Annotated in this window: 17 protein-coding genes; 6 read left to right on the forward strand and 11 right to left on the reverse strand. The window is 61.0% G+C overall.

What is annotated here, in order from left to right; genetic code table 11:
• The first annotated feature begins 94 nt into the window (after positions 1-94).
• The gene (locus tag HYX42_RS08895) at positions 95-1,075 is read left to right on the forward strand and encodes a tripartite tricarboxylate transporter substrate-binding protein (protein WP_293401985.1); all 981 of its coding nucleotides are present in this window, start codon (positions 95-97) and stop codon (positions 1,073-1,075) included.
• A 322-nt stretch (positions 1,076-1,397) separates the two neighbouring features.
• Here the strand turns inward: HYX42_RS08895 and HYX42_RS08900 are convergent, their stop codons facing one another.
• The 6 genes from HYX42_RS08900 to HYX42_RS08925 all read right to left on the reverse strand — a co-directional run bounded on the left by HYX42_RS08900 (position 1,398) and on the right by HYX42_RS08925 (position 8,658).
• Positions 1,398-2,900: an AMP-binding protein gene (locus HYX42_RS08900; RefSeq protein WP_293401987.1), complete on the reverse strand. Its 1,503-nt coding sequence runs from the start codon at positions 2,898-2,900 to the stop codon at positions 1,398-1,400.
• Between the two features lie 10 nt (positions 2,901-2,910).
• The gene (locus HYX42_RS08905) at positions 2,911-3,843 is read right to left on the reverse strand and encodes a 3-keto-5-aminohexanoate cleavage protein (RefSeq protein WP_293401989.1); all 933 of its coding nucleotides are present in this window, start codon (positions 3,841-3,843) and stop codon (positions 2,911-2,913) included.
• Positions 3,844-3,894: 51 nt separating this feature from the next.
• On the reverse strand, positions 3,895-4,752 hold the full coding sequence (locus HYX42_RS08910; protein ID WP_293401991.1) for a MaoC/PaaZ C-terminal domain-containing protein: 858 nt from the start codon (positions 4,750-4,752) through the stop codon (positions 3,895-3,897).
• A 30-nt stretch (positions 4,753-4,782) separates the two neighbouring features.
• Positions 4,783-5,796 carry an NADP-dependent oxidoreductase gene (locus tag HYX42_RS08915; protein ID WP_293401993.1) on the reverse strand — a complete coding sequence of 338 codons (1,014 nt, stop codon included), beginning with the start codon at positions 5,794-5,796 and terminating at the stop codon, positions 4,783-4,785.
• 37 nt (positions 5,797-5,833) lie between these two features.
• Positions 5,834-7,036 (reverse strand): acetyl-CoA acetyltransferase, encoded by a 1,203-nt coding sequence (locus tag HYX42_RS08920; protein WP_293401995.1) that lies wholly within the window; start codon positions 7,034-7,036, stop codon positions 5,834-5,836.
• Between the two features lie 164 nt (positions 7,037-7,200).
• Positions 7,201-8,658 (reverse strand): 3-oxoacyl-[acyl-carrier-protein] synthase III C-terminal domain-containing protein, encoded by a 1,458-nt coding sequence (locus HYX42_RS08925; RefSeq protein WP_293401997.1) that lies wholly within the window; start codon positions 8,656-8,658, stop codon positions 7,201-7,203.
• A 181-nt stretch (positions 8,659-8,839) separates the two neighbouring features.
• On the opposite strand from HYX42_RS08925, the gene HYX42_RS08930 reads away from it, so the two are divergent.
• From HYX42_RS08930 to HYX42_RS08945, 4 genes are read left to right on the forward strand one after another with little or no spacing between them, the layout of a single operon-like run.
• On the forward strand, positions 8,840-9,307 hold the full coding sequence (locus tag HYX42_RS08930) for a MaoC family dehydratase (RefSeq protein ID WP_293402000.1): 468 nt from the start codon (positions 8,840-8,842) through the stop codon (positions 9,305-9,307).
• The gene (locus HYX42_RS08935) at positions 9,304-10,452 is read left to right on the forward strand and encodes an acyl-CoA dehydrogenase family protein (protein WP_293402002.1); all 1,149 of its coding nucleotides are present in this window, start codon (positions 9,304-9,306) and stop codon (positions 10,450-10,452) included. Before HYX42_RS08930 ends, HYX42_RS08935 begins: the two co-directional genes overlap by 4 nt.
• 13 nt (positions 10,453-10,465) lie before the next feature.
• On the forward strand, positions 10,466-11,395 hold the full coding sequence (locus tag HYX42_RS08940) for a CoA ester lyase (protein ID WP_293402004.1): 930 nt from the start codon (positions 10,466-10,468) through the stop codon (positions 11,393-11,395).
• A complete protein-coding gene (locus HYX42_RS08945; protein ID WP_293402006.1) occupies positions 11,392-12,180 on the forward strand; it encodes a crotonase/enoyl-CoA hydratase family protein in 789 nt (262 codons plus the stop codon). The genes HYX42_RS08940 and HYX42_RS08945 overlap by 4 nt, the downstream gene beginning before the upstream one ends.
• A gap of 8 nt (positions 12,181-12,188) precedes the next feature.
• Here the strand turns inward: HYX42_RS08945 and HYX42_RS08950 are convergent, their stop codons facing one another.
• The 5 genes from HYX42_RS08950 to HYX42_RS08970 all read right to left on the reverse strand — a co-directional run bounded on the left by HYX42_RS08950 (position 12,189) and on the right by HYX42_RS08970 (position 17,428).
• On the reverse strand, positions 12,189-13,094 hold the full coding sequence (locus tag HYX42_RS08950) for an SDR family oxidoreductase (protein ID WP_293402008.1): 906 nt from the start codon (positions 13,092-13,094) through the stop codon (positions 12,189-12,191).
• Positions 13,095-13,124: 30 nt separating this feature from the next.
• Positions 13,125-14,291, reverse strand: coding sequence for an acyl-CoA dehydrogenase family protein (locus tag HYX42_RS08955; RefSeq protein ID WP_293402010.1), 1,167 nt, complete (start codon positions 14,289-14,291; stop codon positions 13,125-13,127).
• 162 nt (positions 14,292-14,453) lie between these two features.
• Positions 14,454-14,987, reverse strand: coding sequence for a MarR family transcriptional regulator (locus tag HYX42_RS08960; protein WP_293402013.1), 534 nt, complete (start codon positions 14,985-14,987; stop codon positions 14,454-14,456).
• A 108-nt stretch (positions 14,988-15,095) separates the two neighbouring features.
• Positions 15,096-16,010, reverse strand: a complete 915-nt coding sequence (locus HYX42_RS08965) for an SDR family NAD(P)-dependent oxidoreductase (protein ID WP_293402015.1) — start codon at positions 16,008-16,010, stop codon at positions 15,096-15,098.
• Positions 16,011-16,108: 98 nt separating this feature from the next.
• Positions 16,109-17,428 (reverse strand): acetyl-CoA hydrolase/transferase C-terminal domain-containing protein, encoded by a 1,320-nt coding sequence (locus HYX42_RS08970; protein WP_293402017.1) that lies wholly within the window; start codon positions 17,426-17,428, stop codon positions 16,109-16,111.
• 184 nt (positions 17,429-17,612) lie between these two features.
• Between HYX42_RS08970 and HYX42_RS08975 the strand changes: the two genes are divergently transcribed.
• Entirely contained in the window at positions 17,613-19,142 is a 1,530-nt protein-coding gene (locus tag HYX42_RS08975) for an AMP-binding protein (RefSeq protein ID WP_293402019.1), read from the forward strand.
• Positions 19,143-19,173 lie beyond the last annotated feature (31 nt).

Below are 19,173 nucleotides of genomic sequence, written 5' to 3' on the forward strand. Positions count from 1 at the left end.
GTTTACCGCATTGACGCCGGTTTGTCTCTGGTGGTAGTATAAAGTACAGTAGCATACTAAATGGGCATTGCGCACCACAACCGGAGACGAAACAATGAAGTTCATGAACACACGGCGGGTGATGTTGACGGCCGCCCTGGCGGCTGCGGCACTGGCATCCGGCAATTCATTTGCCCAGGCCTGGCCGGCAAAGCCGGTGCGCATCGTCACCGCGTTTGCCGCAGGCAGCGCCAGTGACATCGTCGCGCGCCTCTACGCGCAGGAACTGCAAACCGAATACGGCCAGCCCTTTGTGGTCGAGAACAAACCCGGCGCATCGGGCTTTATCGCAGCCGAGCTGGTAGCCAAGGCCCCGGCAGACGGCTACACGCTTTTGCTGACGACCAACACCATCAACTCGGGCAACCCGCACCTGTTCAAGAAGCTGCCTTACGACCCGATCAAGGACTTCACGCCGGTTGCTCGCATCTGCAACTTCCTGTTCATCCTGACCGTCGCGGCTGATTCACCCGTCAAGTCTGTCGGGGATCTGATGGCTTACGCCAAGGCCAACCCGACCAAGGCCAGCTTCGCCTACGGCAACAGCACCGGGCAGATCGCTGGCGCAGCCTTCAACAACCTGGCGCACCTGGGCGCGATAGCCGTGCCCTACAAGAGCACGCCGCAGGCACTGACCGCGCTTGTTGGCGGCGAAGTGACTTACCTGTTTGTCGATCTGGCCTCCAGCCAGGCGCTGCTCAAGGGCGGACGCCTGCGGGCGCTGGCCGTGACGACCGAGGCAAAGAGCAAACTGGCGCCCGAACTGCCTACCATTGCTGCCACCGCCAACCTGCCGGGCTTTGACCTGGCGGCCTGGGTCGGCATTCTCGGCCCGGCAGCACTGCCGGCCGATATCACCAACAGGCTGAGCGCATCCATCAACAAGATCACGGCCAAAAAGGAAGTGACGGACAAGCTGACCGCCATGGGCGCCGACGTGTCACCGGGCACTTCGGCGGAACTGGGTGCCTATATGAATCAGCAACTGGCCTCGTGGCGCGACAAGATCAAGGCGGCCGGCATACAGCCTGAATAAGTTCGGGTTGTGAGGGGCTCCGGGCGCCAGCGGGCGCGTGCCGGGTGCCGCGTCAGGTTCAATTTACTATGAAATTAATAGCTGCTCACGCTTGTGTTTAAAGGGCTACAGCCGATTTCATGCCTGAAAAAGACCTCTTTTTGCCTATTTTTTAAGCATAAACCTGAGCTGGTCGGTCGAACCCGTCAAAATGTTAAGTTGTAACTTAACATTTATGTATTTTTTAATGTACACGTTAAATTTTTGCCGTGTACGTTAAATTTTGGCTTCCCGGCCTTCAGGTGGCTTTGTTCAGGCTCGCTCTGACGTTCAAAACCCGCCATCAGGCTTTGGCCAGAAACTGCTCCCGCACCTCGCGCCGCTGAACCTTGCCGACCACGCTGCGCGGCAGGTCACCCAGGATGTGGATGGCCTTGGGCGTCTTGACCGGGCCCAGCGCCTGGCGGACGAATTCGATCAGTTCTTCAGGGTCGGCATCTGCGCCCGGCCGCAGTGTGATGGCGGCTTCGACGCGCTCGCCCCACTTGTCGTCGGGCAGGCCAAACACCACGGCTTCCTGCACTGCAGCGTTACGGCAGAGCACGTCTTCCACGTCCAGCGGGTAGACGTTGAAGCCGCCGGTAATCACCACGTCGCGCAGCCGGCCCTTGATGAAGAGGTAGCCGCGCGCATCAAACTGGCCGATGTCGCCGGTATGCACCCAGCCGTCGATGATGGTTTTGGCCGTGACCTCGGGCATCTCCAGGTATTCGATCATGCGGATGTCGCCGCGAATGACGATCTCGCCCGCCTCGCCGACGGGCAGTATGCGGCCATCGGGCGCCATGATCTCGACATGCGCGAGCAGCGTGGGTTTGCCGACCGACGCCAGCACCTCGTCATCAACGATGTCGTGGGCGCGCAAAACAGTCGCCACCGACGACGCCTCGGCCTGGCCGTAGGCCGACTCGACCACGTTGCCGAACAGCTTGCGCGCCTGCCTGAACTTTTCGGGCGTGGCGGCCGCGCCGCTCCAGATCAGGTGGCGCAGTGCGCTGAAATCCTGCGCCTCAATGCCAGGCACATCCATCAGCATGTAGAGCAGGGTGGGTGGCATCCATGTCATGGTGGCCTTGTGATGCGCCAGCGCGTCGGCAATCGACTGCGGCCGCGGCCTGTCGATGATCACGCAGCGCCCGCCGCGCGACAGCACCGGCAGCATGAAGGCGCCAGCGCCGTGCGTCATGGGCGCGGTGAGCAGGTAGACCTCGTCGCTCTTCAGGTCGAACGCCGTCGCCACCGTGGTGGCCACTGCGTTGACGGTGCGAAACGACTGCACCACGGCCTTGGGTTTACCTGATGAACCGCCGGTGAACTTGATGGCGTTGGGTTCGGAAGGATCGGTGCATGCGAAGACCGGCGTATGGCCTTCATGCAGGCGCACCAGGCTTTCGATGCTGGTGGCATCGCCATGCTGGCGGCTGTGCACCACGGGCACGCCCCCGGCCTTGAAGCCTTCCGCCAGTGCCGGGTCCAGGATAAAGAGGTCGGGTTTGGCGAGTTCGACCTGGCGCTCGACCTCAGCAGCCGCATCACGCGGGTTCAGCGGAATCAGCCAGAAGCCGCCCGCGTGTATGGCCATGATGCCGATCGCCATCTCCAGCGAGTTGGGCGACAGCACCGCCACACGGGGCCGCCTGAGCCCCGTGATCTGCTGGATGGCCGCCGCCAGCGCATTGGCCTGCGCCAGCAACTGCGTGAAGGTCAGCGTGCGCTGGCCGTCCTGGATGGCGATGGACGCCGGCCAGGCGCGTGCTGCCTTGACCAGCAGGTCAACCGGGAACATGAGGCATGGCTTAGAAAGCGACCTTGGCCGCACCCTTGGTCTGCAGGATCTCACGTGCTTCATCGGGCGTGGCAATCTCCAGGCCCAGGCCTTCAAGAATCTCGCGCACCTTGAGCACCTGCTCCTTGTTGCTCACCGCCAGCTTGCCCTTGGCGATCCAGAGGTTGTCTTCAAGGCCCACGCGCACATTGCCGCCCATGGACGCAGCCATTGCGGCAATCTTCATCTGGCTGGCGCCCGCGCCCAGCACAGACCAGCGGTAGCTGTCGCCAAAGAGGCGGTCCGCCGTGCGCTTCATGTGCATCACGTCATCGGGGTGGGTGCCAATGCCGCCCAGAATGCCGAACACGGTCTGGATGAAGATGGGCGCCTTGACCAGGCCGCGCTCGACAAAGTGCGCCAGGTTGTAGAGGTGCGATGTGTCGTAGCACTCGAATTCGTAGCGCGTTTCGTTGGCCGAGAGTTCGGTCAGCACGGTCTCAAGGTCGCCATAGGTGTTGCGGAAGATCAGGTCCTTGCTGCCTTCGAGGTAGGGCTTTTCCCAGTCGAACTTGAACTCCTTGTAGCGGTTGAGCATGGGGAAGAGGCCGAAGTTCATGGTGCCCATGTTCATGGACGCGATTTCGGGCTTGAGCACCTTGGCCGGCTGCATGCGCTCCTGTACCGTCATGTAGGGCGCGCCGCCCGTCGTCAGGTTGATGATGGCCTTGCTGCGCGCCTTGATCTGCTTGAGGAAGGGCTCGAACGCTTCGGGCCGCTGATCGGGTTTTCCGGTGACGGGGTCGCGTGCATGCAGGTGGATGATGGCGGCGCCGGCTTCACAGGCGGCGATGGATGCTTCGGCGATTTCATCGGCCGTGATTGGCAAATGCGGCGACATCGACGGTGTGTGGATGGCGCCCGTAACGGCGCAACTGATGATGACTTTTTTCTGCTGGAACATGACCTGTCTCCTGGGATGTTGTCGTGCTGGATGGGTGTGTGATGGAGGTACTCAGGACCCCGAGACGGTTGCCCGTCCGTTGTTGAGAACCACGATGTCGCGCTCGGCGACCCGTGACCTGAAGCTTACGACATTTCCTTCACGCCACAGCTCGGTCACCAGTGTTTCGCCTGGGTAAACAGGCGAGCTGAATCTCAGTCTGAGCGACTGCAGGCATTCGGCCCGGTCATCACATGCCGCCTGCACAATCGCACGCGTTGCGACGCCCAGGCTGCACAGGCCGTGGAGTATCGGCCTGTTGAAACCGGCCTTGCGTGCGAGCACCGGGTCTGCATGAATCGGGTTGTAGTCACCGCTCAGGCGGTAGATGAGCGCAGCGCGCGGCAGGATTGAAATGCTGATACTGCTGTCGGGTGCGCGATCAGGAATGGCATGCGGCGCAGGCGCTTCCATGCCGGTGCCACCACAGCCGCCATCGCCGCGCAGGAAGTAGGTCGAGTCGACGGTGCTGACGATGTCCGCGCTGCCTTTTTCGCGCAGCTCCTTGCGCAGGAAAAGCAGCGCACCCTTGCCCGCGCCCTTGTCGACGACGCCGAGCACGCGGTAGCTGCCGACATAGGTCGCGCCCGGGCGCAGGGGCTTGAGGATTTCAAAGGCCTGCTCGCCGTGCAACAGCTTGACCCAGTCCACCTGCAGCACAGGGTTCATGATCCAGCCGCCGGGGTGGCAGATGACGTTGACCTGTGAAGGGAACATCTTGAGATCCTGCTCATACACAAACTGCAGGTCGCGGGCATCTTCAGGCCTGTCGCCCACGCCTATGCCCAGTGCATAGAGCATGGCATCGCGCGGCGTGGCGGTGTACTCGATGTCGGGGAACTTGAATTGCAGCAGTTGTTCGAGGTTCATGGTGCCGGTGTCAGGGTCAGGTATTGGTGGTTACAGACGGATCAGCCGCTTGCCGAGGTTTTCACCGCGGTAGAGGCTGGCAATCGCGTCGGGTGCGGCGGCCATGCCGTCGATGATTTCTTCGCGGTACCTGAGCTTACCTTCGCGCACCCAGGCGGCGAGTCTGGCGACCGCCTCTTCATAACGGTGTTCGTAGTCCCAGACCAGGAAACCCTGCATGCGCGCCGACTTGTTGAGCAAATGCCGCTCCATGCGCGGGCCGCTGGGCCACGGGTCCCAGCTGGCGACCGAGGCCGTGCCGCAGATGACGATGCGTGCAAACTTGTTGATGCGCGCCACCACTGCATCGGAGATGGCGCCCGAGGTGTTGTCGTAATAGACATCCACGCCTTTGGGGCTGGCCGCAGCCAGTGCCTGCTGGAAGTCGGCGGCCTTGTAATCCACGGCAGCGTCGTAGCCGAAGTCTTCAAGGCACATCTTCAGTTTTGCCGCGCCGCCCGTGATGCCGACGGTGCGGCAACCCGCGAGTTTGGCGATCTGGCCCGCAGCCGAACCGACCGAGCCTGCAGCGGTTGAGACAACGACGGTGTCGCCCGGGCGCGGCTCGCCGATTTCTGTCAATGCAAAGTACGCCGTGACACCGTTGATGCCCAGTACACCGAGCGAGAGCGACAGCGGCAGGTCATGCTCCAGCACCTTGCGGCGTATGCCAGTGCCGTCGCTGACGGCGTACTGCTGCCAGCCCAGCATGCCCATGACCTTGTCGCCCTCGGCATAACCGGCGTGGCGCGAGGCCACCACGGTGCCCGCCGCAAAGCTGCGCATCACGCCGCCCAGTGGCACGGGGTCTGAGTAGTTGGCTGCGGCGTTGACCCAGCCGCGCATGGCGGGCTCGACCGACAGGAACTCGTTCTTCACGATGAAGTGGCCGGGCTCCAGCGCGGGCATGTCTGCCTCGGCAATTTCAAAATGTTCAGCCTGCGGAATGCCGGTGGGCCGGGATTTCAGCAGGACGCGGGTGTTGGTTTTGGGGAGATTGGTCATGCCCGCAGCTTACCTTTGATCATCGATTCCAGCAGTGTCAGCTGTGCAGGCCAAGAATCGAAATGGCTGCAACACCCAGGTAAGGCACGCCGCCCAGGTTGTGCGTCAGGCCAATGCTGGGACTGTTCAGCTGGCGCTTGCCGGCGCGGCCCAGCAACTGTGTGTAGACCTCATAGGCCATGCGCAGGCCCGATGCACCTATCGGGTGGCCAAAGCATTTGAGTCCGCCATCAACCTGGCAGGGCACACCGCCGCCCTCACGGTCAAAAAAGCCGTTCATCACATCGTGTGTGGCCCGGCCTTCGGCGGATACAAACAGGTCTTCCATGGTGACCAGCTCGGTGATGGAGAAACAGTCGTGCACTTCCATCAGGCTGAGTTGCTCGCGCGGGTTGGTGATGCCGGCCTCTTCGTAAGCCTTCTTTGCGGCAATGCGGGTGGTGCGCACATGGCTGCCGTCCCAGCTGTCGGTGCCCGACTCAACGCCCGAACTGGTGGCCAGTTGCAGCGCCTTGATGGTGACCATGTCCTTCTTGCCCAGCGCGCGTGCGATCTCGGGCGTGGTGACGATGGCGGCGGCTGAACCGTCGCTGACGCCGCAGCAGTCAAACAGGCCGAGGGGTTCGGCGATCATGGGCGCGTTCAGGATCTGCTCCATGGTGATGGCTTTTTGCAGGTGCGCCTTGGGGCTGATGGTGCCGTTCTGGTGGCTCTTCCATGAGACATGAGCGATGGCGCGTTTCAGGTCTTCTTTCGAGATACCGTGTTTGGCCCGGTAGCCGGCAGCCAGCTGCGCAAAACCTGCAGGCGCCGAGCCCAGCGGCATCCACATGTCGTTGAGCGTGCCCTTGAAAGGCGTGGGCAGGCCGCCATAGCCCGTGTCCTTGAGTTTTTCTGCACCTATGGCGAGCGCAATGTCGACCGCACCTGATGCAACGGCATAGGTTGCGCCGCGCAGCGCTTCTGTCGCGGTGGCGCACATGTTCTCGACCCGGCTGACCGGAATGCCTTCCAGCCGCAGCGCCATTGCCGCCGGGATGGATGAGTTGCCGACGTTGATCGCGTCCATGCCCGAGCCGTACCAGGCCGCGTTGATCTGTTTGCGTTCTATGCCGGCGTCGGCCAGTGCCTCTTCAAAGGCTTCCGAAAGCAGCTCGGGTGTACCGATGTCCCAGCGTTCGCCGAAACGCGAGCAGCCCATGCCAATGATGGCGACCTTGTCCCTGATACCTGTTGCCATGATGTTGTTTCCTTAATGCTTCTGTACGGTCGTTGCATGTGCCAGGACATGCAACGACCAGTGAGAGGGCCAGGGCTGCCGTGGAACCGGCTTCGCCGGGCCACAGGCAGCGCCCCCTTGAGGGTGGGAGGCAGCTACATGCAGTGAGCTGCAACGGGGGTGTTTCATGCTTCTAACGGAGTGGTTTTCCAGAAGTAGCGGCGATAGCCGCGACCCTTGTCGATTTCCTTGATGCGGAAGACAACACGCAGCGGTGTGCCGACTTCGAGCTGCTGGGTGTTGATGTCCACGGTTTCCATCAGCAGGCGTGCACCGTTCTCGAATTGCACGAAGCCGACATACAGCGGTGGGGCAGGGTGGTAGGAGAGCCAGTCGGCGGTATAGGTCAGCACCTTGCAGGGTACGTCGCGCAGCGGCACCTGTTCAAACCCGGTGGCGATTTTCTGGCAGGCCGGGTTGACGCAGTAGGCCAGCTGCGGGAACTGTATGGTGCCGCAGTGCGGGCACTTGCCCGCTACAAAACCGGCGACCTGGTCGCGGGAACGGTATTGCTCGGTCAGTGCGGTCTTGGTGTTTTTCTCGGCACGCATGCCCCATTCGGGTTCGACGCCGTCTTCATTCGCCAGCAGGCGCATGTAGCTGTCCAGCGACTGTGCATCCGTCAGTGCACCGCTGACACCACGCGCCGGCTTGAAGTCCGCAATGGCTTCTCGGACACGCAGCACCAGGGCATCGCAGCCCTGGCCGAAACCAATCAGCAAAATCAGCTCGCCCGCTTTGGCTTTCTCCAGCACGTGGCTGAGCATCAGCAGCCCATGTGCGCTGCCCGAGTAACCGCAGTTCTCATCCAGTGCATCGGCTTCGCAGCCGGCCGCCAGCCCGAGTTTTTTGGCCAGTGCCGTGGCCACACCCTTGAACGGCGTGGGCATGATGAAATGATGGATGGCTGCAGCATTCACGCCGGCATCTGCCAGCGCCAGGGCGGCGGCGTCGGGGACTATCTTGAGGTAGCCCTCGTCGCGAATCCAGCGCTCTTCCCAGAAGTAGTCGTACTTGTTGTCGCTGGAGCGAAAGTGGTCCACAAAACTGTCGGTCACGCTGGCCGAGCCCAGCAGGTCGGCAACGATGTTCTCGCTGCCCAGGGTGAAAGCTGCGGCTGCTGCGCCAAAGCCGATCTCCTGTGTGCTGGCGGGTTTGCCGCGTGGGCGGTCGCTGGCCACTACGAGGGCTGGGCGGCTGCTGTCGGCCAGCGCAGCCAGCAGCGCGGAAGTGCCTGCCCGCTGTGTCTGCCCTATGTCGAGGGCCTGCAGGTTCTTTGGCAGTTCAAGCGCGCCGGCGATGACGGATGCATTCAGCATGTCGGCAAAGGGCATGGTGGTGGAGGCAAAGACCAGCTTTCCGATGTCGGCTGCAGGCGTGCCATTCAGCGCGTCGCGTGCGGCCTCTACGCCCATGGTGAGGGCATCTTCGTCCCAGTTGCAGAAGGCCCTGCGGCCTTTTGCTGCTGATCGCAATGAGGGCGCCATCCATTTATGGGCCGCAGCAATGGCGCTGCGCTCCATCCTTAAGCGGGGGATGTAGCCCCCAAAACCTGTGATGCCGTAGCTACGGGTTGAAGACACTGGACTGCCTTTCCGGGCCCGTTGAAAGGCCCTATTTAATATGCATCAATACGATATTGATGTTGCCTGCTCGCCCGTTGCAGTATCTGCTGCAAGGAGAGCGCCTGTGCCGCCTTGCCGGGTATTTTAAATACTGTACCATGCAATACAATATGCAATCATATCAAATGGGAGACTAGGCATGGCAGGACTTTATTTTGAACAGTTTGAAGTGGGTCAGATCTTCAGGCATGACATTCGCCGCACGGTCACCGAGACCGATAATGTGCTCTTCAGCACCATGACGCACAACCCGGCCGCCATTCACCTGGATGCCGAATACGCCAAAGAGACCGAGTTCGGAAAACCGCTGATGAACAGCGTCTTCACGCTGGGGCTGATGGTCGGTATCTCTGTCGGCGACACCACGCTGGGCACCACTGTCGGCAACCTGGGCTGGGACGAAGTGCGTTTCCCCAAGCCGGTATTTGCTGGCGATACATTGCATGTCGAGAGCGAAGTGCTGGAAAAGCGTGACAGCAAATCACGTCCGAAGAATGGCATTGTGGTGTTCCGGCACAGTGCATGGAACCAGCGCAACGAACTGGTTGCGACCTGCAAGCGGGTAGCGCTGATGCACCGCGTTCCCGCAACAAATAATCAGCCATGAACACACGGGCACTTTTTTCGCAAGAGCATGAGCAGTTCCGTGAAACCGCGCGGCGCTTCATAGAGGCCGAGATTGCCCCGCACCATGCGCGGTGGGAGGAAGAAGGCTGTGTGCCGCGCGAATTGTGGGCAAAGGCCGGTGCGGCGGGCCTGCTGGGCTGTTCCATCCCGGAAGAATATGGCGGCGCCGGCGCTGATGAGTTGTTCAACTTTGCCTTGATAGAGGAACTGGCACGCTCGGGTTTCACCGGGCCGGGCTTTCCCGTGCACAACGAGATGGTCATGCCCTACATCCTGGCCTTTGGCACCGAAGCGCAGAAACAGCGCTGGCTGCCGCCCATGGTGCGCGGCGAGGTCATAGGTGCCCTCGGCATCACCGAGCCGCAGGCCGGCAGCGATGTGCGGGGCATCAAAACCCGTGCGGTGCGTGATGGCGACGACTTCGTCATCAACGGCCAGAAGGTGTTTATCTCCAACGGGCAGATCTGCGATGTGATTGTTCTGGCCACCAAGACCGATCCTGACGCGAAAGGCGGTGGCATTTCGCTCTTCATTGTCGAAGCGACCCGCGCAGGTTTTGTCCGCGGCAAACGGCTCGAAAAACTGGGCATGAAGGCGCAGGACACTTCAGAGTTGTTCTTCGAGAACGTGCGCGTACCGGCAAGCAACCTGCTGGGCGAAGAAAACGGCGGCTTCAAGCTGCTCATGAAAAACCTGGCGCAGGAGCGGCTGACGCAGGCGGTGCGCTCTGCGGCTGTGGTTGAAGCCGTGCTGCAGTACACGATTGACTACGTTGCCGAGCGCAAGATATTCGGCCAGACGCTGGCCGATTTCCAGAACACGCAGTTCAAGCTGGCCGAGATCAAGACCGAGGCAGTGGTGGGCCGTGTGTTTGTAGACCATTGCCTGAAGCTTTTCATGGAGCGCACGCTGGACGGCACCGATGCGGCCATGGCCAAGATGTGGATGTCCACCCTGCACTGCAAGGCTGTTGATGAATGCCTGCAGCTGTTTGGCGGCTGGGGCTATATGTGGGAATATCCAATTGCGCGCGCTTATGCCGATGCGCGCATCGTGAAGATTGCCGGCGGCTCGATGGAAGTGATGAAACAGATCATTGGCCGCAGTTTGTTCAAACCGAAATAAGATTAGTTCAGTCATGACCACACCCCCCAGCAAGGGTTTTGCACCCGATCCCTACGCGCCGCTGCGCTCCATGCTCTTCATACCGGCAGACAGCGAGCGCAAGCTTGCCAAGGGCGATGCCACAGGTGCCGATGCGCTGATTCTTGACCTTGAAGACGCGGTGGCGCCGTCGCGCACTCACATCGCACGCGGGATGGCACTTGATTACCTTCGCAGCCGAAGCGCTGGCGCTGGCCGCGGCAAGCAGCAACTGTGGGTGCGCATCAACCCGCTGTCCACACCAGCGGCTTTGCTGGACCTGATGGTCGTTGCGGGTGCACCTGACGGCATCGTGCTGCCCAAGGTTGATTCAGCTGCAGACATCGTTCAGCTCTCACATTACCTCGATGCACTTGAAGTGCGTGAAGGCGTGGCGCAGGGTTCCATACGCATCATGCCGGTGGCGACCGAAACCGCGAAGTCACTGTTTACGCTGGGCTCTTATGAGGGCTGCAGTGCAAGGCTGGCGGGGCTGACCTGGGGTGCCGAAGACATCGCTGCCGCGCTGGGTGCCAGCACCAATCGCCGGCCGGACGGTGAATACGATTCCGTGTATGAACTGGCCAGAACCTTGTGCCTGTCCGGTGCGGTGGCCGCAGGCGTGCAGCCCATAGACACGATCTGGGCAGATTTCAGTGATGAGCCCGGTCTGGTGCGTGATTCAACTGCGGCACGGCGGCGCGGTTTCACCGGCAAGATCGCCATCCACCCGAACCAGGTGGCAGCCATCAATGCGGCCTTCTCCCCGTCAGCCGAAGAGCTGGCCTGGTCGAAAAAAGTGGTGGACCTGTTTGAGGCCAACCCCGGCATGGGGACCGTGGGGCTTGAAGGCAAGATGCTGGACATGCCGCACCTCAAGCAGGCCAGGCGTGTGCTCGAGCTGGCGCAGCGCTTTCCCGCATGAGCGGACAAGCCGTTCTTTATGAGGTGCGCGGCAGGGTTGCGCTGATCACCATCAACCGGCCCGAGGCGATGAACGCCATCAATATGGACGTCGGCACGGGCCTGAGTGAAGCACTGCGAAAGTTTTCTGCCGATCCAGAACTGTGGGCGGCCGTCATGACAGGGGCCGGCGACAAGGCCTTTTCTGCGGGCGCAGACCTCAAGGCCGTCGCGGCAGGCGAGATGACGCGCATCAGCGAAGCCGGCAAACCCGGCATTGCCGACCTGCTGCGCCGCTATATCGACAAGCCGGTAATTGCGGCGGTGAATGGTTATGCGTTGGGCGGCGGTATGGAGATAGCCCTGTCGTGTGACCTCATCGTTGCATCAGAAAAAGCAGCTTTCGGCCTGCCTGAAGTCAGGCGCGGGCTGGTGGCGGCCGGTGGCGGCATGCTCAGGCTGCCGCGGCAGATGCCACTGAAAACGGCGATGTACCACGTGCTCACCGGTGAGTTCATGAGTGCCGCAGATGCGTTGCACTGGGGCCTGGTCAACCAGCTTGCGCCGCACGACCAGGTGCTTGAAAAAGCGATGGAACTGGCTGAGCGCATCTGCGCCAATGCGCCTGTTGCGGTGCGTGAAAGCAAGGGCGTGATGTACCGCTCGCTGGATGCGTCGCTTTATCTGTCTGACGAGGCCTGGGCTATCAGCGACGCCGCTGCAGCGCGCAACCGCAGCAGCGGGGACGCTGCGGAAGGGCCGCGGGCATTTGCAGAAAAACGCCCCCCGGACTGGAAGGGGCGTTAGCCCCTGCTTTAAACATCCAGCCAGGTGTCGCGGTCTATGCCCGCGTTCTTGCGTGAGAAGCGGATGATCTCCTCAATCGATGCGCCCAGCTCGGCAGGGTTTTTGCTCGCCTGCGTCAGCGGGCCATGCTGCCAGCTTTCTGCCACGGCATAACCATAACCCCAGGCTTCAAACACCTTGCCACTGACCTTGCTGGCCTCCGGGCTGCAGAGCCAGGTCACCAGTGCGGCAATCCATTCGGGGTCGCGGCGCTCCAGCTGCTCGGGTGTCCATTCACGCAGGCCTTCGGTCATGCGGGTGGTGGCGCGCGGTGCGATGGCATTGACGGTGACGCCATAGCGCTGCAGTTCACGCGCGGCGACGATGGAAAAACTTGCGATGCCTGCCTTGGCGGCCGCGTAATTTGCCTGGCCTATGTTGCAGAACAGCCCCGAGTGCGAGGTGGTGTTGATGATGCGTGCATCGACCGGTTTACCGGCCTTGCTCTGCTGGCGCCAGTAGTTGCCCGCGTGATGCGCTGGTGCAAAAGTGCCCTTGAGGTGGACCTTGATGACGGCGTCCCAGTCTTCCTCGCTCATGTTGATCATCATGCGGTCACGCAATATGCCTGCGTTGTTGACCAGGATGTCCAGGCCGCCGAATGAATCGACAGCCTTGTCTATCATGGCCTTGGCGCCTTTCCAGTCGGAGACGTCAGAGGTATCCACCACCGCCTCACCACCCATGGCCTTGATGGCTTGCACCACTTCTTCCGCCGGTGTCTGATCGTTGCCCTCGCCCCTTCCGTCTGCCGAACCGCCCATGTCGTTGACCACCACCTTGGCCCCGTGCGTGGCCAGCATCAGGGCGTGGGCCCGGCCCAGACCACGGCCTGCGCCGGTCACAACAGCAATACGTCCTTCACACAATTTCATGTCGGGTCCTTGAGGTAGCCAGAAAGCGGGTTAATAGGATTTGGGGAGCTGCAGAACTTTCTCTGCAATGAACGAGAGAATCAGCTGCGGCGAGATGGGCGCGATGCGTGGCAGCATCGATTCGCGGAAGTAACGCTCGACGTGATACTCCTTGGCATAGCCCATGCCTCCGTGTGTGAGTACGGCAGTTTCACAGGCCCTGTAGCCAGCTTCGGCACAGAAGAACTTGGCGGCGTTGGCCTCGGCACCGCATGACCGGCCCTGGTCATAAAGCCATGCGGCACGCTGGTACAACAGGGTGCCGGCTTCCAGGTCAACCCAGCGCTCGGCCAGCGGGTGCTGTATGCCCTGGTTCTTGCCGATGGGACGGTCGAACACGATGCGCTCGCCGGCGTACCTGGCCGCGCGCTTCAGCGCCACGCGGCCCAGGCCGGTGGCTTCTGCGGCGAGCAGCACGCGCTCGGGGTTCAGGCCGTGCAGGATGTATTCAAAACCGCGGCCCTCTTCGCCGATGCGGTCTTCAACCGGTATCTCCAGACCGTCAATAAACAGCTGGTTCGAATCCACACATTTACGGCCAAGTTTTTCGATCTCGCGGACCTCGATTTTTGTACGGTCCAGGTCGGTGTAGAACAGGCTGAGGCCATGTGTGGACGATTTGACCTCTTCAATGGGTGTGGTGCGCGCCAGCAGCAATATCTTTTGCGCCACCTGGGCGGTGGATATCCAGATCTTCTGGCCATTGACCACATACTTGTCGCCCTTGCGCACAGCCATGGTCTTGAGTTTGAGGGTGTTCAGGCCGGTATTGGGTTCTGTCACGCCGAAGCAGGCCTTGGCCTCGCCGCTGATGATGGGCGGCAGCCAGCGTTTCTTCTGCTCGTCGCTGCCGTGCATTACCACCGGGTGCAGGCCAAATACATTCATGTGAATGGACGACGCACCCGACATGCCTGCGCCAGATGCAGAAACGGTTTCCATCATGGCGCAGGCTTCCGAAATGCCCAGCCCTGCGCCGCCGTATTCAACCGGCATCGCGATGCCCAGCCAGCCCGCTTTTGCAATGGCACTGTAGAAGTCTTCAGGGAAGCCGCCTTCCCTGTCCTTGCGCAGCCAGTAATCGTCGCCAAAGTCGTTGCAGATTTCCTGGATGGCGTTTCGGATGGAGACCTGGTCTTCAGTGGCGTCAAAGTTCATGGGGGGAGTCCGGTTCGCAAGGTAATTGATTGACTTAACAATTGCATATTATATGCAAGCAGACTAATTATGCAAACCCTTGCGGCCTGTGCCGGATCCGGTGGTGAAGCGGCTGTGTGGTCCTGGCCCGCAGGACGCGGGAGGCAGATCCCGGGCGCGGGCTTATTCGGCCGGCGAGTCGCCCTTGATGGACAACAGGTTCTTTTTGACGAGTGCGAGCATGTCGACCAGTGCATTGCGTGAGGCGGTGTCCAGGCCTTCGAGGATGCGTTCGCTCACATCGTGGCTGCGTGTACGCATTTCCGCGATGATCTGCGTGCCCTTGGACGTGAGGTAAATGCGCTTGACGCGCCTGTCGTTGTCGTCGGTGCGGCGCTCAATAAATGTGGAGGCTTCCAGCCGGTCAATCAGCCCGCCCAGGGCGGCCTTGCCGATGTCGAGCACGTTGGCAAGGTCGCTCTGGATCATGCCGTCGTGCCGCGAGAGGTGCGCCAGAATCCACCACTGGGAGCGGGTCATGGCCATGGGCTTCATGAACTCGTCAAACACACTGCGCCGTAAACGCGAAACATCATGCATCAGGAAGCCCAGACGCGCGTCCCAGTTTTCGGCCTCGGCCGGTTTTGCGCGGCCCCTGGCGGTTTTTGTACTCACATCCGTGGCTTTTGATTTTTTGGCAGGCTGGGCGCTTTTCAAGGTGTGGTCCTCACATGGCCGACGCAGCAATGTTGAATAGGTCGGTTTTTTTATTTTACGCTAGCGGCCTTTAAGTTCAATTTGCGCGTCAATCCGCTTGAATCAACCTTAAACGGGGTCCCAGGAGAACACATCCCTGGACTTGTCCAGCGCGTAAAAGGACGGTTTCATCATGGGAATGGCCACATCCAGGCAGCTTTGGACCGTCCAGCCCTCGCCCGAGTGGGCCGTGCGTATGGGGCGCGGCTGCGAGAAGAGGTAAATCTCGTTGTTGCGCACGCCAAAAATCTGGCCCGTCACGTCCTTCGCCGCATCGGTCAGCAGTGCGCAGGTAAACGGCGCAATTTTTTCGGCTTCGAGCCGCTGGTTGACCTTCATGCGCGCCATGCCCTCCGGCGTGTCGGTCGGGATGGTGTTGACCATGCGCGTAAAGGCGAACGGTGCAATGCAGTTGGAACGCACGTTGAAGCGTTCCATGTCGAGCGCTATCGCCTTTGACAGGCCGACAACGCCCATTTTTGCGGAGCAGTAGTTGGCCTGACCGAAGTTGCCTATGAGGCCGGAGGTAGACGTCATATGTACAAACGAGCCGCTTTCCTCGCTCTTGAAGTGGGGCGCTGCGGCACGCGACATGTTGAAGCTGCCTTTGAGGTGAACCTGTATGACCGCATCAAAGTCGTCTTCGGGCATCTTGTGAAAGATGACATCGCGCAGGTTGCCCGCGTTGTTCACGACACCATCGATGCGGCCGTAGAGATCAAGTGCCTGCGAAATGATGGATTGCGCTGACTTCCATTCGGCCACGCTCTCGGTGTTGGCTGCAGCTGTGCCGCCGAAGGCACATATCTCGTCAACCGTCTGCTGCGCCGGCCCGCTGCTGGCGCCGCTGCCGTCGATCGCGACGCCCAGGTCATTGACGATGACCCTGGCACCCTGGCGCGCTGCCTCCATGGCGATGCCCTTGCCTACACCCGCACCTGCACCCGTGACAACAATGACTTTTCCTTCAAGTAAGGCTTGCATGACTGACTCCATAAAATGAATTGATGTAAAGCCCGTGCAGTGAACAACGGACTTGCGTGGGATAAAAAGCAGGCTTCATGCGTGAGGCGGCGGCACTGCTAAAGGCGTGCAGCGATGACCGACCAGCTGCGGGACAGTTCTTCGCGGAAGGCGGGCGCCCCGACGCTGATGATGGCTTGCGCGCGTTCATGCACGCTGGCGCCTGCCAGGTTGGCCACGCCGTATTCGGTCACGACGTGGTCAACGTCGATGCGTGATATGGTGGTGATCGCATTGGCATCAAGGCAGGGAACGATGCGCGAACCCTTGCCGGCGTGATGTGTGGCGTTCAGGGCCACAACGCTTCGCCCACCTGCAGACAGCCGTGCGGCGCGCGCGAAATCAGGTGCACCGCCTGCGCCGCTGATGGCCTGGCCTTTCGCGTGCTCGAGGTTGCACTGGCCAAAAAGATCCACCTCCAGCCCGGAGTTGACGGACACAAAATTGTCCAGCTCAAGCATTACACGCGGGTTATGCGTTGTCTCGCAGCCCAGAATGCGAAGCTGGTCAAAATCCGCGATGTCCCGGTACAGCTCTGTGGAGCCGACAAGGGCGCAAGTGGTGTGTGGAAAATCCGGGTCCAGTGCGCCGGCCCGCGCAAGATCCAGCAGTCCATCGGACAACATGCCCGAATGCAGGCGAAGCATGCGGCGGTCGCAGAGCAGGCGGGACAATGCCATGGGCACCTTGCCCAGCCCGATCTGCAGCGCGCTGCCGTCAGGCACCAGCCGGGCGATGTGCCGTGCGATGGCCTCTGTGACGGCATTGCTGTCGGTGTTGTAGGTGGGCAGGGGACTGTCGACTTCACAGGCGTAGTCGAGGCTTGCATAGGGAATGCTGACCGCACCGGGGATGCGCGGCGTCTGGTGATTGATCAATCCCAGCACCCGGCGTGTCTTCCTCAGGATGGATGGCATGAATTCGACCGCAGGGCCCAGCGAGCAATTGCCGTGCGCATCAGGCGCCGCCAGCTGGACAACCGCAAGATCGGTATCCACGGTGTCGAGCACATGGCGCACAAAGCCCGCATAACTCAAGGGCAGGCAGCGGTATTGGCCGGCCAGTTGCGCAGCCTGCAAGCCCGCGTGCATGAACAGGCCGGTGACGATGGCGCTCTGATCGATGGACTGCATGTCCAGCGTATTGATGCCGGGCACATAACTTGTCAACATCCGCAGATCCTGCTGATGCTCACGGTGTGCAAGCAGACTGGAGACAAAGGAAAGAGGCGCGCCGCTTGCGCCGGGGACGTAGACGAGTTCGCCAGGGCGCACCAGTGAGGACAGGGTTTCGGGTGTCACCTGCACAGGCCTGCCAGACCCTGCGGCAGCAATACTCACCCGCGCCTGCAGATGGTGGGGGCGCTCAAGTACTTTCATGGATGATGGTGGCGCACGCCCGGTCTATGGATGGGTGAAAAATCGAACACGCCGGAATGCTGTTTGTTGTTTGTAGTCACGTGTTGGATTATAGTATGTAGCCATACGATACTCTTGTCAATTAAATCCATGTGACCGGGCAAACCCTTGCCGGGGCACGGTGGGATATTCCAGAAACCAGAACATGACACATGACCTGCGCCACTGGGCGACGCACTTCCCCGACAGGGTTGCGATCAGCATAGGCGATCAACAACTGAGCTACGGAGAGATGGAGGCACGCGCCAACCAGCTGGCGCGGGTTTTTGAAGCGAAGGGGCTTCAGCGCGGCGACCATATCGTGGCTTTTTTGCCGAATGTGCCCTTCATGTTTGTGCTGGCCTGGGCGGCCTGGCGCAGCGGGCTGTATTTCACACCGGCATCCAGCTCGCTGTCCCTGAAAGACGCGGCCTATATTGTTGATAACAGCCAGGCCAGGCTTGTGCTCGCGGATGCCGCCGTCAAAACACCAGTTGGGGAACTCCCGGGGCTTTGCGGACGGCCTGTTCACTGGCTTTCGCATGGGCCGGACATGCCCGGGTATACGGGCGCGGCGGGCCTGATGGCCGCCATGGATACGCAACCGAGGAAGGAAGAAGCACCAGGCTCGCTCATGCTCTACACCTCGGGCACCACGGGTGCACCCAAAGGCGTGTGGCGGCCCTTGCCGGATATTGATTACCGGGGTGCACCCACTTTTGCCGCCGACCTGATGGCGCTTTTTTCGATTGATGAGAATGTGCGTTACCTCTCCACTGCGCCTCTGTACCACGCTGCGCCGCTGCGCTTTGCCCTGACCGTGACCGCCAGGGGCGGCAGTGTGTTCGGCATGGAGAAATTCGAGGCCGAAGACGCGCTGGACATGCTGGTTAAACACCGCATCACGCATTCGCAGTGGGTGCCCACCATGCTCCAGCGGCTGCTTCGCCTGCCTGAGGATGTGCGGCGCGGTTTCTCGGCACCCCATCATGTGATGGCGCTTCACTCTGCCGCTCCTTGCCCTGTGCCGGTGAAGCGCGCCATCATCGACTGGTGGGGCCCCATACTGATGGAGTATTACTCCGGTACCGAGGGCGTGGGCCTCACCATGCTGGATTCACGCGAGTGGCTGAAGCACCCGGGCTCGGTAGGCAAGACCTGCAAGGGCGTGCCCCATGTGCTGGACGATGACTGGGCGGAATTGCCGCCTGGAAAAGTCGGGCGCATCTTTTTTTCAGGCATCAAGCCTTTCCAGTACTTCGGCGAGCCTGAAAAAACGGCCGGGCGTACCAGCCCCCAGGGCTACCAGACGCTTGGGGATATTGGTTATGTGGACAGTGAGGGCTACATGTTCCTCACCGACCGAATGGACGACATGATTATTTCGGGTGGGGTGAATGTCTATCCCCAGGAGATTGAATCGGCCATCATGGAACTTCCCTGCATTGTCGACGTGGGTGTGGTGGGTGCCGCAGATGATGAGTTTGGCGAACGACCGGTGGCCTTTGTCGTGGGCGACGGGACAGTGCCGCCTGACCAGCTGGAAGAGGTCCTGGCTGCACACTGCAGCAAACAGCTGGGGCGCATCAAGTCGCCCGCACGTTATGTCGTGCTCGCCCAGATGCCCCGTTCGCCCACTGGCAAGCTCATTCGCCGCGAACTTCGGGAAATGCTGCGAAGCATGGCAAGTGCCTGAACCCATGGGGTCGATTGACATGTCTACTGGT

This window comes from Polaromonas sp., from assembly GCF_016185115.1.
Taxonomy (GTDB): Bacteria; Pseudomonadota; Gammaproteobacteria; order Burkholderiales; family Burkholderiaceae_C; genus Polaromonas.